We start from the raw sequence: 19,416 nt of genomic DNA on the forward strand, positions 1-19,416 counted from the left end.
CGGAGCATTCGTCATGCAGTGGCAACAAAAACTGATGGCGCTCCTGTTGGTCTGCTTACCGTTTGCCGAGGCTGGGGCTTCCCCCGCCTCGGCGTCTGCGTACCTTACGGTTACCACTGAAGATGGCGAAACGCTGTTGGAGGAAGCCGCTCCTGAAGGCGTGCGCTGGTGCATTCAGTGGCAGCATTCGGTCGAACACTTCACGGTGCTGGATTGCTATCGCAACGCCAGCGGTGTCATGCAGCTTGAGCGCAGCCACCAGCCCGACTTTGCCGCAGGACTTGGGCACATTGTGGGTCGAGGCGAGCAAGTGTCTGATGGCCAGGGCGGCTACTGGATCAATGCGATTAATGAGCCTGTCATCAATAACCGGTATGTACTTCGAGTCGGTGCTAATGCGGTCAATCATCAAGTGGTGTGGCCCGATGGCGAGCACCCTGACATTAGCCTGAGCGAGCAAGCGGCAGGGCAGCGAGTCATCATCCAACTGGGTGAGCCAGAGCGCTTCTAAAAGAAACAAGCGAGACAACACTTCCGAGGACTTCATGAACGAATCCACTCCACCGCCGGTATTAATGCCGGGCGGTAATGCGATTCAACCCCGCCTGGTACTGCGGTGTATCACCATCGTGGCTGTCGGGCTTTCCCTGTTTCAGCTCTACTCCGCCGGTATTCAGCCGTTGGGGCTGTTTTACCAGCGCGGTATCCACCTAGCGCTGATTATGCTGTTAGCGTTTTTAATGTTCCCGGTTTTTGGGCCGAACCGTAAGCGAGGTGTACTTGGCTGGGGAATTGATCTTGTCTTTTTAGCGGGCGCGCTGATTACCGGCGGCTATCTTGTGCTGTTTTTAGACGAGATTATCAATCGTGCGGGTTTCTGGAGTGAAACCGATATTCTGGTGGCCTGCATTGCGACGGTCACGGTACTGGAAGCCAGCCGTCGTGCCGTGGGCTTCGGGATGACGATTATTGGCGTGCTGGCCATCATATACGCCTTTGCCGGGCCACGCGGTGAGCTGCCTTGGCTTGGCGAGTGGCTGCCCGGTATTTTAAATCATCGCGGCTATTCTCTGGACCGAGTAGCAGGCCAGCTATACTTGGGTCAGGAAGGTATCTTTGGTTTGCCGTTAGGGGTTGCCGCGACCTACATTTTTATATTTGTGCTGTTTGGGGCGTTTTTAGAGAGCACCGGGGCGGGAAAATTCTTTATTGATATGGCCTACGCAGCCACAGGGCGCCAGCGCGGCGGCCCGGCGAAGGCGGCTGTGCTGGCGTCGGCGGGCATGGGGTCTATCTCGGGTAGCGCGATTGCCAACGTGGTCACCACGGGCGCGTTTACTATCCCGCTGATGAAAAAACTGGGCTATCAGCCTAGGCAGGCGGGAGGAATTGAAGCCGCTGCCTCCACTGGTGGGCAAATTATGCCGCCGCTGATGGGCGCAGGCGCCTTTTTGATAGCCGAGTACACCAATACGCCGTACCTGGATATTGTCAAAGTCAGTATTTTACCGGCGATCATGTACTTCGCGACGGTGTATCTGTTTGTACATATTATTGCCCTTAAACAGGGAATGCAGGGCATGCCGAGAAGCGAGCTGCCGAAAATGCGCCAGGTCATGAAGGATGGTTGGCATTTTCTGCTGCCGCTGGCCGTGCTGGTGTGGCTACTGGTAATGAACCTTTCGCCCATGCGGGTCGGCTACTACGCGGTAATTACCATGATTGCCGTGGCGGTTTTACGTTACGCGTTATGGTACTTCTTTGTCGCGCCTGGCCAAGGCCAGCCGGTGACAGTCAGGCGGACCCAAGAGGTGGTTTGGATCGGCCTGGTGAAGCTGGTGCAGGGCCTTGAACTGGGCGCACGCAATGCCGTGGCGGTTTCCATGGCGTGTGCGGTGGCAGGCATTATCGTGGGTGTAGTTGGGTTAACCGGCCTTGGGCTTAAGTTCTCCTCCATGATGCTCGCTTTCTCGGGCGGCAATCTGGTGCTTGCCCTGGTCATGGTGTTGTTGGCAAGCCTGATTCTGGGTATGGGCCTGCCGGTTACCGCAAGCTATATCGTGCTGATTGTTCTGGTGGGCCCGGCGCTAACGGCGGAGTTTGGCGTGCCGCTACTGGTCGCTCACCTGGTAGTATTCTGGTACTCCCAGGACTCTAACGTGACGCCGCCCATCGCCTTGGCAGGGTTTGCCGGGGCTGCAATCGCGGGCAGTAAACCGATGGAAACCGGCTTTCAGGCGTGGAAGTTTGCCAAAGGGCTTTATCTCATTCCGTTGTTTATGGTGTTCAATCCGGAGATTATTGTCGGCGGCCCGGTGCCGGTGGTGATCTGGAATGCCGTTATTGCTATTTTTGCCCTGTGCGCCTTTGCCGCCGCCCTTGAAGGATATTTGTTTACCCGTATGGGCTGGTTGTCGCGCCTTGCCATTGGCGCCGCTATCGTAGGGGTTTTCTACCCTAGCCTGATCACCGAGATTGCCGGTGTTGCCGTCATGATCGTTGCGATTGGTACAAATTGGCGAGCCAGTAAGCATGAAGCGCCGAGTATTGCATAGCGCTTAAAACGATGGCGAAAGCTGGATGTAAAAAAAGCCCGGAGACCATTAGGTTTCCGGGCTTTTGCGTTTCTTGCCTTAGCGGTTACATGGCTTCAGGCTTGCTTAGAAGATGGACTCTGCTGTGCCCGAGCCTTGTGAGCCGCTGGCCTCTTCCAGCTCTCGGCTAATCCCGCGCGGCTGGTAGGCGGGCAAGTGGTCGCGGTGGAAGAACTCGCTGATGCCTCCCGGCTGATTGTCATGTAAGCGTCGGCCTGAGTTAGGGTCTACCCGCGCAGTCACCACCGTATCAGGACGCTCAGGCACGGCGGAGGGTGTGCCTTCAAGCGCCTTGCCCATAAAGGCGTTCCAAATAGGCAGTGCAGCGTTGGCGCCATACTCGGCAATGGTTTCGTTGCTGTCTTTGCCCACCCAAACGGTTGTCACCAGGTCGGTGTTAAAGCCTGCAAACCATGCGTCACGCTGGCTGTTGGTGGTGCCGGTTTTACCGACGATATCTTCACGGTTAAGGCTCAGTGCCCCACGGCCAGTACCCGAGGTAATAACATCACGCAGCATATCGCGCAGAATGTAGGTGGCCGCTGCGTTGGCAACGCGTTTGGCAACCGGGTATTCACGGCCATCAATCTCAACGGTTTCCTGACCCTCTGCACAGCTGGGGCAAGCCACCTGGGGTGTCGCTTCATCAATGAGCTCATGATCATCATTGCGAGTTACACGTTCAATAAACCACGGCGCCACTTGAAAGCCGCCATTGGCAATCACGGAGTAGGCGTTGGTCATTTCCATAGGCGTTAGGCTTGCGCTGCCCAAGGCCAAAGAGAGGCCATGAGGCAGGCGGCCTGGCGCGAAGCCAAAACCTTCCAGATAGTTGATCGTATGATCAAGCCCCATCGCCTGTAGAACGCGAATAGTGACCAGGTTGCGCGAACGAGCAAGCGCCGGGCGTAAGCGCATTGGCCCTGCGAAGTCACGGCTGGAGTTAACAGGGCGCCAGAGCGAGTTACTGCCGTCATCCAATACAACAGGCGCGTCATTGATCACGGTGGAAGCGTTCATTTCGCCATCTTCAAGTGCCGCAAGGTAAATGAAGGGCTTGAAAATAGAACCCGACTGGCGCTGTGCCTGAACCGCGCGATTAAACTTGCTGGCGTTAAAATCAAACCCGCCCTGCAAGGTGAGAATCGCGCCGGTACGTGGGTCCTGAGCAACGAGAGAGCCTTCTGCATCTGGCCGCTGAGAAAGGCGTACGGTGCCATCCTGGGTTTCGAGAATGCGAACCAGGTCACCGCGTACGGCAATCTGGTCGGCAGAGCTTGGCTCAGCACCACGACTGCGTGGGCTGTTATAGGTACGTGCCCAGCTTAGGCCGTCCCAGTTAATGGTTTTCAGCTCGCCGCCACGGGTAAGTACCTGCATTTCACGACCACCGCTTTCCACGACGATGGCGGGTTTTAACAGGCCATACTCGGGGGTACGCTCAAGTACTTGCAGCCAGTTACTAACATCGCCTTCAACACCGGCGATTTCCGTTTGGCTACGCTCGGCGGCCTGGCGGGCTGTCTGACGAATTTCAGGCGACTCGGCAAGCTCTTCTTCCAATCCTTGGGTTGCCGTACGCTCTTGGGCTTCAACCAGACTGGGGGCGATATCGTGCTGTTCAGCACCCCGCCAGCCGTGGCGTAAATCATACTCAAGCAGGCCAGTTGCCAGGGCCTCGCGGGCAAACGGCTGAAGCTCACTGTCCAGCGTCGTATAAATGCGGTAGCCGCCGGTGTACGCCGCATCGCCAAAGCGCTCAATCGCATATTGACGCGCCATTTCTGCCACGTAAGAAGCATCTACTTCGGTTTGGGTGAAGTGGCGACGTGCAGTAACCGGCTCCTGTACGGCAGCCTGATAAGTGGTGTCATCAATAAAGCCCAGCTCGCGCATACGGAACAGAATCCAGTTGCGACGAATCAGTGAGCGCTCGGAGTTGGCCAGCGGGTTAAACGCGGAAGGCGCTTTAGGCAACCCGGCAATCATGGCCGTTTCTGCAAGCGTCAGTTCGGAAAGCGGCTTGTCGTAATAGGTATCGGCAGCGGCTGCAATGCCATATGCTCGATTTCCTAAGAAAATTTTGTTAACGTAAAGTTCGAATATCTCATGCTTGCTGAGCAGTTTTTCCATCTGCAGAGCCAGCAGAATTTCACGCAGCTTACGAGTAAAGGTTTGGTCAAGCGTCAGCATGTAGTTACGCGCGACCTGCATGCTGATGGTGGAGCCGCCTGATTGAATACTGCCACTTCGGGCCAGCTCTACTGCGGCACGGGCAAGCCCTCGAGGGTCAACCCCCGAGTGCTCAAAGTAATTGGTGTCCTCGGCGGCCACCAGAGCGTTGACCATGTTCTGAGGTATTTCGTCGAAATCAACGACGATGCGCCGTTCCTCACCAAACTCACCGATTAACTTACCGTCATTGGTGAAAATTCGCAGAGGTGAGTGAAGCTCGAAGTCTTGCAACTGACGAACATCAGGTAAGCCAGGCGAAAAATAGATAGCCGCTCCCACCATGGCTAATACGGCGGCCCCGACTAACGACACGATAAGAAAGAACAGCGACAGAATGAGGGTTCGCAAAAACGTCATGAACAGAGGGCACCCATGAAAAGGAGAATAGGATCGGCATCCAAGCGGCCGTATCGCGCAATTGGCTGCCATTATAGGAAGGCGAGGCAGCGGCCACCAGTGTTGATATGCCGTAAATATAACGGCGCGTTACCTGACTAGCGCGTTATGCCACTACTTCTTGGGCATATCAGATGGCAGGAATAAACTCATAATGCGCCTGTTTAAAGCCAGTAAGGGATTGATCGGCATCGATATTACATCGACCGCCATCAAACTGTTGGAGCTTAAAAAGAGTCACGACACCTACCAAGTGGAAAGCCATGCGGTTTGCTCACTTCGTGACGGTGCAGTGGCTGAACGGCGTATTCAGGACATTAATTACGTCACAGATAGTTTAAAACGTGCCATTGACCACGCCAAGCCCTCTACGCGTAATGCCGTGGTAGCACTTCCTGCCTGCATGGCGATTACTAAAATGCTCACGTTTGCTGCTGAGTTGAACGAGCAGGAAATCGAGGAGCGTTTGATGATCGAATCAGACCGTCATCTGCCTTTTCCGTTCAATGACGTGGCGTTTGATTTTGCATGCATGGGGCCTGCTCCCTTGGCTGCGCATTTACAACAAGTAATGTTGGTGGCTTGTCGTCAACAGGATGTTTGGCAACTGACAGAACCCTTGGTGCGTGCAGGACTGGAACCCGTTGCGGTGGATATCGAAACCTTTGCGATTGAACGTGCCTTTGCTGCGCTGCGCCCTCCGCTATCAGCGGCGTCTGACCCTGCCGCAAGCGTTGCGTTGGTCGATATCGGGGCGCAGACAAGTACGTTTCGCGTTTTTCATAATGCACGCACCGTTTACGTTCGCGAAAACCTGCAGGGCAGCGAACCGTTAACCGCCGCGACTCAAGAGCGATACGCGCTCAGTCGAGAAGATGCCTTGTGGGCTCGTCAGCATGGCGGCTTGCCAGATGATTTTCAGGACGTGGTCCTGAAACCTTTTCTGGGTGCATTCGCACAAAGCATTGCGCGAGCCTTGCAGCTTTATATCGCCACCAGCCGCCAATCGCCTGTGGGTCATATCGTGCTAGCCGGTGATATAAATGCGCTGCCGGGGTTAGCGACCTTTATGGCTGATACTTGTCAGTTACCGGTGACGCCGCTAAATCCGTTGCAGACGATGCCGGTCAACAAACGCGTGGATAGGCAGGCGCTTACTCTGAATCTCCCCGGCTTGCTGACCGCAAGCGGCCTTGCGATGCGGGCACCTTTATGAGCATTACGATCAACCTGCTGGCCTGGCGGGAAGAGCGCCGAGAACAGCACACGCGACGCTTTTATACGGTCATGCTGTTGTTACTGATCGCCGGTATCGCGCTGGGTAGTGGGGTTTCGCATGTCTATCAGAGGATGCTGGGCGCTCAGGAGCAGCGCAATGCGTATATCGCTGCTCATATAGAGCGTTATACACATGAAATTAGTGAAGCTGAACGCACTGTTCTGCAGGGAGAACAGCTGCGCCAGCAGTTAACCCGCTTCCAGCGCCTGCTTCAACAGCGAACACAGACGGCTCAGCTGTTTAACGACCTTGCCGCAAGTCTTGGCGAGGGCGTGGTCTTTCAGCACCTTGAACAGCGCCATAATCGGCTAAGCGTATCCGCGGCCGCAGAAGATGAGCGTCAGATAACCGAGCAGTTACGTCGTCTTGCTGAAATGCCGGGGTTTGATATTCCGGTACTCTCCGAAATGGTCAGTGATCCGCAGGGCAGTGGGAGAACCTTCCATTTTGAAGTAACCCTCACTCAGCCGAGCGTTTCTTTGGTCGATTCTGGAGTATCGCCATGAAATCAGGGGCGCCGCTATACCTGCTGCGATGGGGAAAGGTGTGGCAGCAAGAGTGGCAGCGTTTGCGTGCGCTTGACTGGCAGACGCTTGATCTACGTGATGCAGGCGCATGGCCCAGGTTATTAAAAGTGCTGAGCGGCGGGATGGTGTTTCTAATGGCGTTAGTGGTGACCTGCGCATGGCTGGTGAGTGAGCATCGTGCGTCGCTGGCACAGGCACAGCAACAAGAGATAAGGCTGTTAAGCGATTACCGCAGCAGTGTTCACGCCGCTGGTTTGCTGAACGGTGCGCGTACCCAACTGGCTGGCCTGGAGGAGCAAATGACTCGGATGCGTGCCCTGTTAACACTCCAGGCGGCGCTTCCAGCGTTACGGGATAGCATTAGAGACGCTGCTGATGAGAACCAGCTCACCATCGATGATATTTATCTGCGTCCTGTCGTTAGCCAAGTGTCAGAACATCCTATTGATATTCAGGTAGTAGGCGATTATCACCAGTTGGCGCAGTTTGTTACTGATATTAGTCGGTTGGAACACCTTGTCACGCAGCATGACATTACGCTTGCGCCGATTGATCAAGCTGCGAGCAGATTGTCTCTGTCGTTTGTGGCTAAGGCCTATAGCGACGCTGATGCTGTCAGCCAGGATGAAAGCGAAGAGGCTGAAGGCGAAAAGGGTGGCGGCGAAAATAGCTTAAATCGGCGGGAGGAAGATCAGTGAAGTGGCTTGCCCGCGTGATGAGCTGCCTGGTCAGCGTCGTTTTGCTTTCTGGTTGTCATGGGCCTGAGCTTGATCAACTGGATGACACGCTCTCAAGGATTCGCCAAACCCCAGGCACTCCCTCCGCTTCGCGTATTGAGCCACTGGTTGTATATCCCGTAGAGGCGTATGGCTACTCAGACACGCGCAGTCCTTTTCAAGCAGTGCAGTCGCCTTTGCAGATAGCTGACGTAAACCAGGATGCCCCGCTGGTGCCTGACGCACAGCGAACCCCCGAGCCGCTTGAGCGTTTCTCTATTTCGGAGCTTCGCCTGGTGGGCACGCTGGTTATGGGAAAGCGCCATGTCGCGTTGATAGAAACGCCAGATGGGCATGTAACCAGTGCCCGTGCGGGAGACCATGCGGGCAGCAATGGCGGGCGTATCACGCATATTGAGGCGCACAAAGTCCGTATTACCGAGCGCATTACTACTCAGCAGGGGTGGCAAGAGCAGCAGGTTCTCCTTTCGCTGACATCGCCGCCATGATCAACCCAGGCAACTCGGTGAGCTTACCGAAAGCCTCTTTTTTTCTTATCGGAGCACGCCATGGCCGTGGTTAGTCGAATCATTATGCTTGTGTGGGTGGTACTGCCTTGGCAGGCAGTGGCGTCGGTGTTAACCGATATTGAGGTGCATCCTGTAAGTGCTGGCGCCGTGGATATTGATCTGCACTTCAGCGGTGGCGTCGCCAACGTTCAGGGTTATCGCCTGGAGGCTCCGCCACGCCTGGCGCTGGACCTGGTCGATACACAAAATGGCTTGGGTCATCGCCACATTGAGGTAGCGCGTGCGGGTGTAGAGCACATTAAGGTATTGGAAGGCAGTGGCCGTACGCGGTTAGTTATCGGCCTGGCCAACTCGTCGAATTACACCTCCCGGGTAATGGGGGATCGGCTACGAATTTCCTTGCGTGAATCGACAACGCTTGAATCGCCAATAGAGGGCTCCCTTGACGCCCTCCAGGGCCCGCAGATTAGCGCTATTGATTTTGAGCGTGGGGCTGATCAGGCAGGTCGCTTGCTGGTGACGTTTGACCGCGAAGGCGTCGTCGCAAGCGTTCAGGAAAGCGGCCATGCGAATGTATCGGGCGGCGAGGTAATTGCCACATTGCCTAACGTAACGCTGCCGGATGCGCTTAGCCAGATTTATGACGTCACCGATTTTGCGACACCGGTGATGCGGATCACCCCTCACGTTGATGCGCAGGGAGCGCGTTTGGCACTTACCATCGACGGCCCCTATACCATGCTCTCTTCACAACATGGCCGTGTGCTGAGTATCGAAGTGCAGCCTGCTGACCAGCAACGCTTGGCCGATCATGAGCTCCCGCAAGATAGTTTTAGTGGTGAGCGGATAAGCCTGAACGTCCAGGATATGGAGGTACGTGCGGTGCTGGTAACGCTTGCTGAATTTACGGGGCTAAACCTGATTGCCAGCGAAAGTGTGACCGGACGTATCACGCTGAACCTTAATGAGGTGCCCTGGGATCAAGCGCTTGCCTTGATGTTAAAAAGCCAAGGACTTGCAAGTCGTGAGCATGGCAACGTTATCCTGGTGGCGCCTGTCGCCGAGCTTGCTGAGCTTGAACGCCAGGAAATTGAGGCTCACCGCTATCATGAAGCACTGTCACCAACCATTGATGAATTTATCGAGGTTAAGTACGCGCGTGCTGAAGATCTTGCTCAGTTGCTGCAGGGTGAGGATGGCTTTGGGCTTCTGACCGAGAAAGGGCGGATCAGTGTCGACCCAAGAACCAATGCCTTATTGGTTCAGGACACGGCGAACCAGGTAAGTATTATCAAGCGTACTCTGGAGCGCCTGGATGTGCCGGTGCGTCAGGTGCAAATTGAAGCGCGCATCGTTATCGCCCGGGACACCGCTTCTCGAGCGCTAGGCGTTAACTGGGGCGCTTCGACGACGCGAGGTTTTCAGGCGTTGGATAACGGCAATGTTGGCGCGCGCAATATCAATCCGGATGGCTTGAACCGTGCCCGCAGCGGTTTAGCGGTAGACCTGGGCGCGCCTTCAGGGCCAGGTACAGGATTTAGCTTTGGTTACTTGTCCGGCGACATTTTGCTGGACCTGGAGCTTCGTGCGCTGGAAAGTGAAGGCAAAAGCCAAACCATCTCGCAGCCAAGGGTCATCACGGCCAATCAGCGTACGGCAATTATTCGCCAAGGCGAGGAGCGCGCATTTCAGAGTGTCGATGCGCAGGGAAACCCCGATACTGAATTTAAAGAGGCCGAGCTTTCGTTGGAAGTGACACCGCAGATTACGCCGGATAATCGTATTATCATGGACCTGGTGGTGAAAAATGATAGTTTCAGGGAGTCGGGATTTGGCGGAGAACCGCCCATCGATACCAATCAAATTGAAACGCAGGTGCTGGTCGATAATGGCCAAACGGTTGTATTGGGCGGCATTTTGACCACGGAACAATTAAACCAAATGACCAAAACACCGCTTTTGGGTGATATTCCTTTGCTCGGACACCTGTTTCGCTATACCGAAGAGAGCAATGAAAAGGTAGAGTTGTTAGTCTTTATTACTCCACGACTACTTGACGATGGCTTGGCGGTTCGCTGATGCAGGATTTACCCAACCTTTTTTTGATCGGCCCCATGGGGGCTGGTAAAAGCACAATAGGTCGCTTGTTGGCGGCAGAGCTTACGCGCACGTTTTATGATAGTGACCACGCCATACAGGATCGCTGCGGTGCGGATATCCCGTGGATCTTTGATGTAGAGGGTGAACCCGGTTTTCGCCAGCGTGAGCTGCAGATGATCGATGAGCTGACAAGGCTCTCCTGCGTGGTGATGGCAACAGGCGGCGGCGCCGTGCTGCACCAGGATAATCGCCGGATGCTGCGTGAGCGCGGAACGGTGATCTACCTGATGACCACGGTTGAACAGCAGCTTAAACGCACGGCGAAAGACCGTAATCGCCCGCTTCTTCAGTGCGCAAACCGGGAGCAGGTGCTCAACGATATGTTTGCTGCCCGCGACCCGCTTTATCGCGCCACCTCGGATATTTCAGTGCGCACGGATCGGCGTAGCCCGCGCGCCGTAGTCAATGAGATATTGCGCCGAGTGCGGCGTTTGACCGACCCGCTGGAAAATAGCGCCACGCTTAACTCAAAGGTATCCCAATGACACAGCCCGCCAGTGCTCAGCGTACACTTCATGTTGCGTTGGGTGATCGCAGTTATCCGATCCATATTGGCGCCGGCCTGCTGAGCGACCCAGAGGCGATAACGCCCTATCTGGCCGGTAAGCAGGTGATGGTGGTGACGAATGAAACCATCGCGCCCCTTTATCTGGAGGCACTGTGCGCCAATCTTCCTGACGATGTGGAGGTGCGTACCGTCGTTCTACCTGACGGGGAACAGTACAAGAGCATTGAGCAGGTTAGCCGCATTTGGGACGCGCTGTTGGAGGCAGGGTTTAACCGCCGCTGTACGCTGATTGCGTTAGGCGGCGGCGTAATTGGTGACATGGCTGGGTATGCCGCCGCGTCGTACCAGCGCGGCGTGGCCTTCATTCAGGTGCCCACCACGCTGCTTTCCCAGGTGGACTCTTCTGTCGGAGGGAAAACGGGCGTTAATCACCCGCTTGGCAAAAACATGATTGGTGCTTTCTGGCAGCCGAAAGCGGTACTGATCGACATTGCAACGCTTGCGACACTGCCCGAGCGAGAGCTTTCTGCCGGGCTTGCTGAAGTTATCAAGTATGGCTTTATTCGTGATGAAGCGTTTCTTGGCTGGCTTGAGGCCAATATGGCCGCGCTGCGTCATATTAGCCCCGACGCCATTGTCGAAGCCATCGCACGCAGTTGCCAGATTAAAGCCGACATTGTGGCCGATGACGAAACGGAGCAGGGCGTGCGCGCATTGCTCAATCTTGGTCATACCTTTGGTCACGCGATTGAGGCCCACCAGGGGTATGGCAACTGGCTGCACGGCGAAGCAGTCGGTGCAGGCATGGCCATGGCGGCTGCCCTTTCTCAGCAACTGGGGCGTATCAGTAGTGCTGATTTAACGCGTATCCAGGCGGTGATTGAAAGCGCTGGCCTTCCTCTTCATGCCCCAGCGGATATGCTAAGTGACGACTTTTTAGCCCGGATGCGTCTGGATAAGAAAAACGTGGATACCAGACTTCGGCTGGTGCTGCTAAACGCTACCGGCGATGCATGTGTTGATGACACGACGCCAGAGGCGTTAGTGCGTGCTTTGTTGGATAACTACCCACGGCTGTAACCCGCCTGTAAACGTATTTTGTGCTCACTAAGCCCACCGACAAGGTGGGTTTTTTTATGGCCCGATGTTACCAGGTGATGCGCCGAATAATGTTATTAGCATGCCGTATGCACTATCGGCATGGCTATATTAGGGGTGTTTAGACTAAAGTTTAACGCTCGACACCCTTCGTTGAAATAGCGTTATATGGCTTTTTAAGTGTTTGAAGTGTATGCATTTTTCGTTGAAGGGTGGTTTGCAACTATAGGATTTGAAAAGACTTTTCGGGGTTTTGATGTTGGCGGTGATTGCGCTGGCGGGGAGCAAGTCGCTATGCTGAGCGACCATTTTCTTGCGGCAGTGAATCGGGGAAACACCCAGTTATAGGCGGGTAGAGGTTTGTGTGTGAAAAGAAAAACCGTCTATTAAATCATAATAACGCTGCTAATAAAACACCTTTGACTAGAGGCACGCCCATGAATAAAGGTCTTCACCAGCCCGGCGAGTTTCGCGATAACTGCGGCTTTGGCCTTATTGCCCATATGGAAGGGCAGGCCAGTCACGATTTGCTGAAAACCGCTATCGAATCACTCACCTGTATGACGCATCGGGGCGGGATTGCCGCTGACGGTAAAACCGGTGATGGCTGTGGGTTGCTGCTTAAAATGCCGACCCGTTTTATGCGCGAAGCCGCACAAGACGCGCTGGAGATTACGCTGGGCGACCAGTTCGCCGTGGGCGTTGTTTTTCTACCCAACGATGATGCCCGTGCCGAGGCTGCGCGCGAGACGTTTGCGCGCGAGCTGAGTGTTCGTGGCCTAAATGTCGTCGGCTGGCGCGTTGTGCCCACTGATTCAAGCGTTTGTGGCCCCATGGCGCTTGACTGCCTGCCGCGTATCGAGCAGGTCTTTATCGAGCCCGGTGAGAGCGAGCAGTTCACTGTTGATCTGTTTATGGCGCGCCGTTATACCGAGCAGGCTTTACGGGCCGAAGAAGACTTTTATGTCGCATCGCTCTCCTCTGACGTGGTGTCGTATAAAGGCCTGGTCATGCCGGAAGATCTTCCGGCGTTTTATAAAGACTTAAACGACCCGCGTCTGGAAACTGCTATCTGTGTTTTCCACCAGCGCTTTTCAACCAATACGGCGCCGCGCTGGCCGTTGGCACAGCCGTTTCGTCTGCTGGCTCACAACGGTGAAATCAATACGATTGAGGCTAACCGCGGTTGGGCGAACTCACGCAAAGCCAACTTCGTTAACGAGCGCCTGCCCGATATCGCCCAGTTGGATGAAATCGTTAATACCACGGGGTCCGACTCTTCCAGCATGGACAATATGCTGGAAGTGCTGCTGACGGGGGGGATGGAGCTGCACCGTGCGGTACGCATGATGGTACCGCCTGCCTGGCAAAACGTTGAAACCATGGATGCTGAGCTGCGCGCCTTCTACGAGTACAACTCCATGCACATGGAACCGTGGGATGGTCCGGCGGGTGTGGTCATGACCGATGGCCGCCAAGCGGTGTGTATGCTGGACCGTAACGGCCTGCGTCCCGCTCGCTGGGTCATCACCAAAAACGGCTATATCACCCTGGCATCTGAAATTGGTACTTACGGTTACAAGCCTGAGGACGTGGTCGCCAAAGGCCGCGTAGGCCCTGGTCAAATGCTGGCGGTTGATACCCAAACCGGCGAAGTGCTGCATACCCGGGATATTGATGACCGCCTGAAGTCTGCTTATCCCTATAAGCGCTGGCTCAAGCAGGAAGCCAACTATCTGGAATCCGCGCTCACCGAGCTTGCACGCTTCCAGACCATGGAGGCTGATGCGCTGAACGTGCACCAGAAGATGTTCCAGGTGACGTTTGAAGAGCGTGACCAGGTGCTGCGTCCGCTGGCCGAAAGTGGCCAGGAAGCCGTGGGTTCCATGGGTGATGACACCCCCATGGCGGTGCTTTCTAGCCGTCCGCGCCTGTTAACCGACTTCTTCCGCCAGAAGTTTGCTCAGGTAACCAACCCGCCGATTGATCCGCTGCGTGAAGCCATCGTGATGTCGCTGGAAACCTGCTGCGGTGCTGAGCTTAACGTTTTCAAGGCAACGCCTGAGCACGCGCATCGGTTGATCCTGACTACACCGGTACTTTCACCACGTAAATTTACCGCGCTGGTTAGCCAGGACGACCCGGCCTTTGCAAGCCACACGCTGTCAATGGGCTACGACCCGGAACAGCAGAGCTTAAAGCAGGCGCTGAATGCGCTCTGCCAAGAGGCCGAAGCCCAGGTGAAAGCGGGCAAGGTGATCCTGGTACTTACCGATGCGGAGCTGCCCAAGGGCATTATTCCTATTCAGGCGCCGCTCGCCGTTGGCGCGGTGCATACGCACCTGGGCCGCCTGGCATTGCGTCCCAACGCCAATATTATCGTTGAGACTGGCTACGCCCGGGATGCCCACCAGATGGCCGTGCTGTTTGGTATCGGTGCGACCGCCGTGTATCCGTGGCTTGCCTATCAGATTATGGCCGATATGCACCGTACGGGTGAGCTTACCGGCAACCCGGCCGACGACCGTGAGAACTATCGCAAAGGCTTGCAAAAAGGCCTGTTCAAGATTCTCTCTAAAATGGGCATCTCAACGCTGGCCTCCTATCGTGGCTCCATGCTGTTTGAAGCCGTCGGGCTTTCAGATGAAGTGATGAACACCTGCTTTGTGGGTATGGCCTCGCGTATACAGGGCGCAGGCTTCGCTGAACTACAGATGCAGCAAGAGCTGTTGGCCAAGGACGCCTGGATTACCCGTAAAGGTATCTCCCAGGGCGGTATGTTCAAGTATGTGCATGGTCATGAGTACCATGCGTACAACCCTGATGTAGTAAAGTCGCTGCAGGCAGCCGTTCAGGAAGGCAGTTACGCCAAGTGGAAAAAATTCGCGCAGCTGGTGAACGAGCGTCCTGTCGCGACCATTCGTGATCTGCTCACGCTTAAAGCCGCTGAAACGCCAATTCCGCTGGATGACGTTGAGCCGGTTGATGCGCTGCTGCCACGTTTTGATAGCGCGGGCATGTCCCTGGGCGCACTCTCACCAGAAGCCCACGAAGCCCTGGCCCAGGCCATGAACGAAGCCGGCGGACGCTCCAACTCCGGCGAAGGCGGCGAAGACCCCGCACGTTACGGCACCATTCGCAGCTCCAAGATCAAGCAGATTGCCTCGGGCCGCTTTGGGGTCACGCCGGCTTATCTGGTCAATGCCGAAGTGCTGCAGATCAAGGTGGCCCAAGGCGCCAAGCCGGGCGAGGGCGGTCAGTTGCCGGGTGGCAAGGTCAACGCGCTTATCGCTCGCCTGCGCCATGCGGTGCCCGGCGTCACGCTGATTTCACCGCCGCCGCACCACGATATCTATTCAATCGAAGACCTGGCACAGCTGATTTTTGACCTCAAGCAGGTTAATCCAGAGGCGCAGGTATCGGTGAAGCTGGTATCCGAGCCGGGTATTGGCACTATCGCCACGGGCGTTGCCAAGGCTTACGCCGACCTCATCACAGTATCTGGATACGATGGCGGCACCGCTGCAAGCCCGCTCACCTCGATCAAGCATGCTGGTTCCCCCTGGGAGCTGGGCTTGCCTGAGGTGCATCAGGCGCTGCGTATCAATGGCCTGCGCGACAAGATTCGTCTGCAGACCGATGGTGGCCTTAAAACCGGCTTAGACGTGGTCAAGGCGGCCATCCTGGGGGCGGAGAGCTTTGGTTTTGGTACCGCGCCAATGGTAGCGCTGGGCTGCAAGTTCCTGCGTATCTGCCACCTGAACAACTGCGCTACTGGGGTTGCCACCCAGGACGACTTCCTGCGCGGCGAGCATTTCCGCGGCACGGTGGATATGGTCAAAAACTACTTCCGCTTTATCGCTGAAGAAGTGCGTGAGCTGATGGCCATGCTAGGCGTGCGCCAGTTGACCGACCTGATCGGGCGTACCGACCTGCTGGAAGTGTTGGAAGGCAATACGGCAAGCCAGCGCAAGCTCGATTTAATGCCGCTGCTGACGAACGATTTTGTACCTGCTGATGCGCCGCAGTTCTGCAAGGTGGGCCGCAACGTACCTCACGACCCGGGTGCTAAAAACCAGGAAGTATTGGCAGCGCTTAAAGAGGCTATCGAGAGCCAGTCGGGCGGTGAGTTCAGCTTCAACATCACTAACTGTGATCGCAGTGTGGGTGCGCTTAGCTCAGGCGCTATCGCCAAGCGTTATGGGGAAGAAGGCCTGGAAAACGCGCCCGTTACCGCACGCTTTACCGGGGTGGCAGGGCAGAGCTTCGGCGTCTGGAATGCCCGCGGCCTGAATCTGTACCTGGAAGGCGATGCCAACGACTACGTGGGCAAGGGCATGAACGGCGGCAAGATCGTGATCGTGCCACCTAAGGTTAGCCAGTTCGAAAGCCATAAAACCGCGATTATCGGTAACACCTGCCTGTATGGCGCAACCGGCGGCACGTTGATGGCCGCGGGCACCGCAGGCGAGCGTTTTGCGGTGCGTAACTCCGGCGCCACGGCGGTGATTGAAGGCGCTGGCGACCACTGCTGCGAATACATGACCGGCGGCCTGGTGTGCGTGCTGGGTGAGACGGGCGTTAACTTTGGCGCAGGCATGACCGGTGGGTTCGCTTACGTGCTGGATGAAGATCGCACCTTCGTGGACAAGTACAACCACGAGTTGGTCGAAATTCATCGCGTCAGTACCGAAGCCATGGAGGCCTACCGCCGCCATCTTCGCGAGCTGATTAGCACCTATGTCGAAGAGACGGGTTCCAGCCGTGGGGCCGCGATTTTAGAAGACTTTAGCGACTACCTGCGTCATTTCTGGCTGGTGAAGCCAAAAGCGGCAAGCCTGGGCAGTCTGCTGGATCAATCTCGGCGTCAGCCGCAATAAACCGCCTGTGTCTACGCTTCGAGGAGAGAAATCATGGCTAACCGTTTAAACAACGATTTCCAGTTTGTTGATGTGGGTCGTCAAGACCCACAGAAAAAAGCCGCCCATACGCGTGCCAAAGAATTCGCTGAGATTTACGAACCGTTCAAACCCACTGATGCGGCAAGCCAGGCGCATCGCTGCCTGCATTGCGGCAACCCTTACTGTGAGTGGAAATGCCCGGTTCACAATTACATTCCCAACTGGCTACAGCTGGTCGTGGAAGGCAACATCATCGAAGCCGCTGAGCTTTCGCATAAAACCAACTCGCTGCCCGAAGTATGTGGCCGCGTATGCCCGCAAGATCGGCTGTGTGAAGGCGACTGCACGCTCAATGACGGCTTTGGCGCGGTCACCATCGGTTCTGTCGAGAAGTACATTACCGATACTGCGTTTGCCATGGGCTGGCGCCCGGACATGTCCAAGGTCGTGTGGACGGATAAAAAAGTCGCGATTGTCGGCGCCGGGCCTGCCGGGCTTGGCTGTGCCGATATTCTGGCGCGCAACGGCGTCAAGCCCGTGGTATTTGATAAGTACCCGGAAATCGGTGGCCTGTTAACCTTCGGCATTCCTGAGTTCAAGCTTGAAAAGAACGTGATGGAGCGTCGTCGGGCGGTATTCGAGGAAATGGGTATCGAGTTTCGCCTGAATACCGAAATCGGTACGGATATCGAGTTCGATACGCTGCTCCAGGAGTACGACGCGGTTTTCCTGGGCATGGGGACGTATAAATACATGGAAGGCGGCTTCCCCGGTGAAGACCTGCCCGGCGTGTACAAGGCGCTCGATTTCCTGATCGCTAACGTCAACCGCTGCCTGGGATTCGAAAAAGATCCCAACGATTACATCTCGATGGAAGGCAAGCGCGTCGTTGTTCTCGGCGGTGGCGATACCGCCATGGACTGTAACCGCACCTCGATCCGCCAGGGTGCTGCGAGCGTTACCTGTGCTTATCGCCGTGACGAAGAGAACATGCCCGGCTCTCGCCGTGAAGTAACCAACGCGCGCGAAGAGGGCGTCGAGTTCCTGTTCAACCGCCAGCCGGTGGCGGTGGTGGGCGAAGAGAAGGTTGAAGGCGTGAAGGTTGTGCGCACTCGACTCGGCGAGCCTGACGAAAACGGTCGCCGCCGCCCTGAGGTGGTACCAGGTTCTGAAGAGATTATTGCCGCCGATGCCGTGGTCGTAGCGTTTGGTTTCCAGGCAAGCCCTGCGCCCTGGTTTGAGGGCTCGCGCATTGATCTGAACGAGCGTGACCTGGTAAAAGCCCCAGAGCACGGCCAGTTCGCCTTTCAGACCAGCAATGAAAAAATCTTTGCCGGCGGCGATATGGTGCGCGGCTCTGACCTGGTGGTCACGGCTATTTATGAAGGCCGCCAGGCCGCAGAAGGCATCATGAACTACCTGGGCGTGTAATTCACCTTTACTCCAGCTGTCCGGGGCCTTAATTGGCTCCGCGACTACCCCGGCATCAGGCAAACGCGAGACTCCCCAGCCTTTGATTCGACATACTGCTAGTGTGCTCCTCGCACCGATTTCGGCGTACAGCCGAAAAACTTTGTGAAGGCGGCAGTGAAATTATTTGGGTGCTGGTAGCCGACCTGATAGGCCGATTCCGATACCCGATATCCTGCGGCCAGTAATTCTTGCGCTCGCTGCATGCGCATTGCTAGCAGGTGTTGGGCAGGGCTTGTGTCATAGGCTTGGCGAAAGCACCCCTTGAGTTTGTATTCACTGATACCAAGTTTGGCGCACAAGTAGGCATTGTTTAGAGGCTGATCCAAGTGCGCACGCATATAGGCTTCGATTCTTTCAAGCAAGTCCACGTCTCGCCCGATAATTCGTTCTTTCTGCCCCTCCGCAGGGGTTAGCAGGTTGAGTTGTTCGCCGAGTAAGCTGAGGGCATGGATACGCTGGCGTAATCCGTCCTGCTCACCTACCCACGGGTGCTTGTAAAAGCTTAGATGTTGACTGGCGCGGCTGTTAACGTGAGATAGTTGGCGAAAGCTTTCATTGTGACGCAAGGGCTTACCGAGCAGTTGGTCACAGCGCTGTGGTCCGATATAACGCCTTAATGCCGATTCCGATACCACTAATCGTAACTGCTGAGTCTGCTTGTCGGCGGCGTAGCGGCGCTCACCACCCCCTTCCTGAAATACAGACACTGTCGTTTGGTTAGCCGAGAAGTGCAGACGATTGCCTGTACGGTCAAGAAACTCTGATTGACCAGATAAGCCGAAAGTAATCACCAGGGTGCGCTCATTGCCTTCGTGTTGACAGACTTCACGTAATACACGTCCAGACGAGATTTTGGAACGAACAACGGAAAAGCCTGCTTCGCAATCCAGCCGCTCAATCAGGGTATGGCGATGGGGTAAATCGCACTTATGGGAAACCCATTCAGTTAGATGTTGAGCAGTGGTCAACGTTGGGCGTGACAAATTATTCACAGCAAAG

13 protein-coding genes are annotated in these 19,416 nt (G+C 55.8%); 11 read left to right on the forward strand and 2 right to left on the reverse strand.

The window, feature by feature from the left end:
- Positions 1–13: 13 nt before the first annotated feature.
- On the forward strand, positions 14–511 hold the full coding sequence (locus INT20_RS04285) for a DUF1850 domain-containing protein (protein ID WP_193056479.1): 498 nt from the start codon (positions 14–16) through the stop codon (positions 509–511).
- Between the two features lie 34 nt (positions 512–545).
- Positions 546–2,555, forward strand: a complete 2,010-nt coding sequence (locus INT20_RS04290; RefSeq protein WP_193056480.1) for a TRAP transporter permease — start codon at positions 546–548, stop codon at positions 2,553–2,555.
- 105 nt (positions 2,556–2,660) lie between these two features.
- Here the strand turns inward: INT20_RS04290 and INT20_RS04295 are convergent, their stop codons facing one another.
- Positions 2,661–5,186, reverse strand: coding sequence for a penicillin-binding protein 1A (locus tag INT20_RS04295; RefSeq protein ID WP_193056481.1), 2,526 nt, complete (start codon positions 5,184–5,186; stop codon positions 2,661–2,663).
- A gap of 193 nt (positions 5,187–5,379) precedes the next feature.
- Between INT20_RS04295 and pilM the strand changes: the two genes are divergently transcribed.
- The 9 genes from pilM to INT20_RS04340 all read left to right on the forward strand — a co-directional run bounded on the left by pilM (position 5,380) and on the right by INT20_RS04340 (position 18,375).
- On the forward strand, positions 5,380–6,441 hold the full coding sequence (gene pilM, locus INT20_RS04300) for a type IV pilus assembly protein PilM (RefSeq protein WP_193056482.1): 1,062 nt from the start codon (positions 5,380–5,382) through the stop codon (positions 6,439–6,441).
- Positions 6,438–7,010 carry a PilN domain-containing protein gene (locus tag INT20_RS04305; RefSeq protein ID WP_193056483.1) on the forward strand — a complete coding sequence of 191 codons (573 nt, stop codon included), beginning with the start codon at positions 6,438–6,440 and terminating at the stop codon, positions 7,008–7,010. Before pilM ends, INT20_RS04305 begins: the two co-directional genes overlap by 4 nt.
- Positions 7,007–7,729, forward strand: a complete 723-nt coding sequence (locus tag INT20_RS04310) for a type IV pilus inner membrane component PilO (RefSeq protein ID WP_193056484.1) — start codon at positions 7,007–7,009, stop codon at positions 7,727–7,729. The genes INT20_RS04305 and INT20_RS04310 overlap by 4 nt, the downstream gene beginning before the upstream one ends.
- Positions 7,726–8,256 (forward strand): pilus assembly protein PilP, encoded by a 531-nt coding sequence (locus INT20_RS04315; protein ID WP_319643842.1) that lies wholly within the window; start codon positions 7,726–7,728, stop codon positions 8,254–8,256. Before INT20_RS04310 ends, INT20_RS04315 begins: the two co-directional genes overlap by 4 nt.
- A gap of 60 nt (positions 8,257–8,316) precedes the next feature.
- The gene (gene pilQ / locus INT20_RS04320; RefSeq protein WP_193056485.1) at positions 8,317–10,356 is read left to right on the forward strand and encodes a type IV pilus secretin PilQ; all 2,040 of its coding nucleotides are present in this window, start codon (positions 8,317–8,319) and stop codon (positions 10,354–10,356) included.
- A complete protein-coding gene (aroK, locus tag INT20_RS04325) occupies positions 10,356–10,922 on the forward strand; it encodes a shikimate kinase AroK (RefSeq protein WP_192526567.1) in 567 nt (188 codons plus the stop codon). Before pilQ ends, aroK begins: the two co-directional genes overlap by 1 nt.
- A complete protein-coding gene (aroB, locus tag INT20_RS04330) occupies positions 10,919–12,025 on the forward strand; it encodes a 3-dehydroquinate synthase (protein ID WP_172118668.1) in 1,107 nt (368 codons plus the stop codon). The genes aroK and aroB overlap by 4 nt, the downstream gene beginning before the upstream one ends.
- Positions 12,026–12,480: 455 nt before the next feature.
- Complete coding sequence (gene gltB / locus INT20_RS04335) at positions 12,481–16,923, forward strand: glutamate synthase large subunit (RefSeq protein ID WP_193056486.1); 4,443 nt, start codon at positions 12,481–12,483, stop codon at positions 16,921–16,923.
- Positions 16,924–16,956: 33 nt separating this feature from the next.
- Positions 16,957–18,375: an FAD-dependent oxidoreductase gene (locus tag INT20_RS04340; protein WP_192537407.1), complete on the forward strand. Its 1,419-nt coding sequence runs from the start codon at positions 16,957–16,959 to the stop codon at positions 18,373–18,375.
- 98 nt (positions 18,376–18,473) lie between these two features.
- Here the strand turns inward: INT20_RS04340 and INT20_RS04345 are convergent, their stop codons facing one another.
- Positions 18,474–19,409, reverse strand: a complete 936-nt coding sequence (locus tag INT20_RS04345; RefSeq protein WP_192537406.1) for a helix-turn-helix transcriptional regulator — start codon at positions 19,407–19,409, stop codon at positions 18,474–18,476.
- Positions 19,410–19,416: the final 7 nt, after the last annotated feature.

The organism is Halomonas citrativorans (genome assembly GCF_014898005.1).
GTDB lineage: Bacteria > Pseudomonadota > Gammaproteobacteria > Pseudomonadales > Halomonadaceae > Vreelandella > Vreelandella citrativorans.

Coding starts and splice junctions, on each gene's coding strand:
- INT20_RS04285 (WP_193056479.1), top strand. CDS start 14: ATGCAGTGGCAACAAAAACTGATGGCGCTCCTGTTGGTCTGCTTACCG.
- INT20_RS04290 (WP_193056480.1), top strand. CDS start 546: ATGAACGAATCCACTCCACCGCCGGTATTAATGCCGGGCGGTAATGCG.
- INT20_RS04295 (WP_193056481.1), bottom strand. CDS start 5,186: ATGACGTTTTTGCGAACCCTCATTCTGTCGCTGTTCTTTCTTATCGTG.
- pilM (WP_193056482.1), top strand. CDS start 5,380: ATGCGCCTGTTTAAAGCCAGTAAGGGATTGATCGGCATCGATATTACA.
- INT20_RS04305 (WP_193056483.1), top strand. CDS start 6,438: ATGAGCATTACGATCAACCTGCTGGCCTGGCGGGAAGAGCGCCGAGAA.
- INT20_RS04310 (WP_193056484.1), top strand. CDS start 7,007: ATGAAATCAGGGGCGCCGCTATACCTGCTGCGATGGGGAAAGGTGTGG.
- pilQ (WP_193056485.1), top strand. CDS start 8,317: ATGGCCGTGGTTAGTCGAATCATTATGCTTGTGTGGGTGGTACTGCCT.
- aroK (WP_192526567.1), top strand. CDS start 10,356: ATGCAGGATTTACCCAACCTTTTTTTGATCGGCCCCATGGGGGCTGGT.
- aroB (WP_172118668.1), top strand. CDS start 10,919: ATGACACAGCCCGCCAGTGCTCAGCGTACACTTCATGTTGCGTTGGGT.
- gltB (WP_193056486.1), top strand. CDS start 12,481: ATGAATAAAGGTCTTCACCAGCCCGGCGAGTTTCGCGATAACTGCGGC.
- INT20_RS04340 (WP_192537407.1), top strand. CDS start 16,957: ATGGCTAACCGTTTAAACAACGATTTCCAGTTTGTTGATGTGGGTCGT.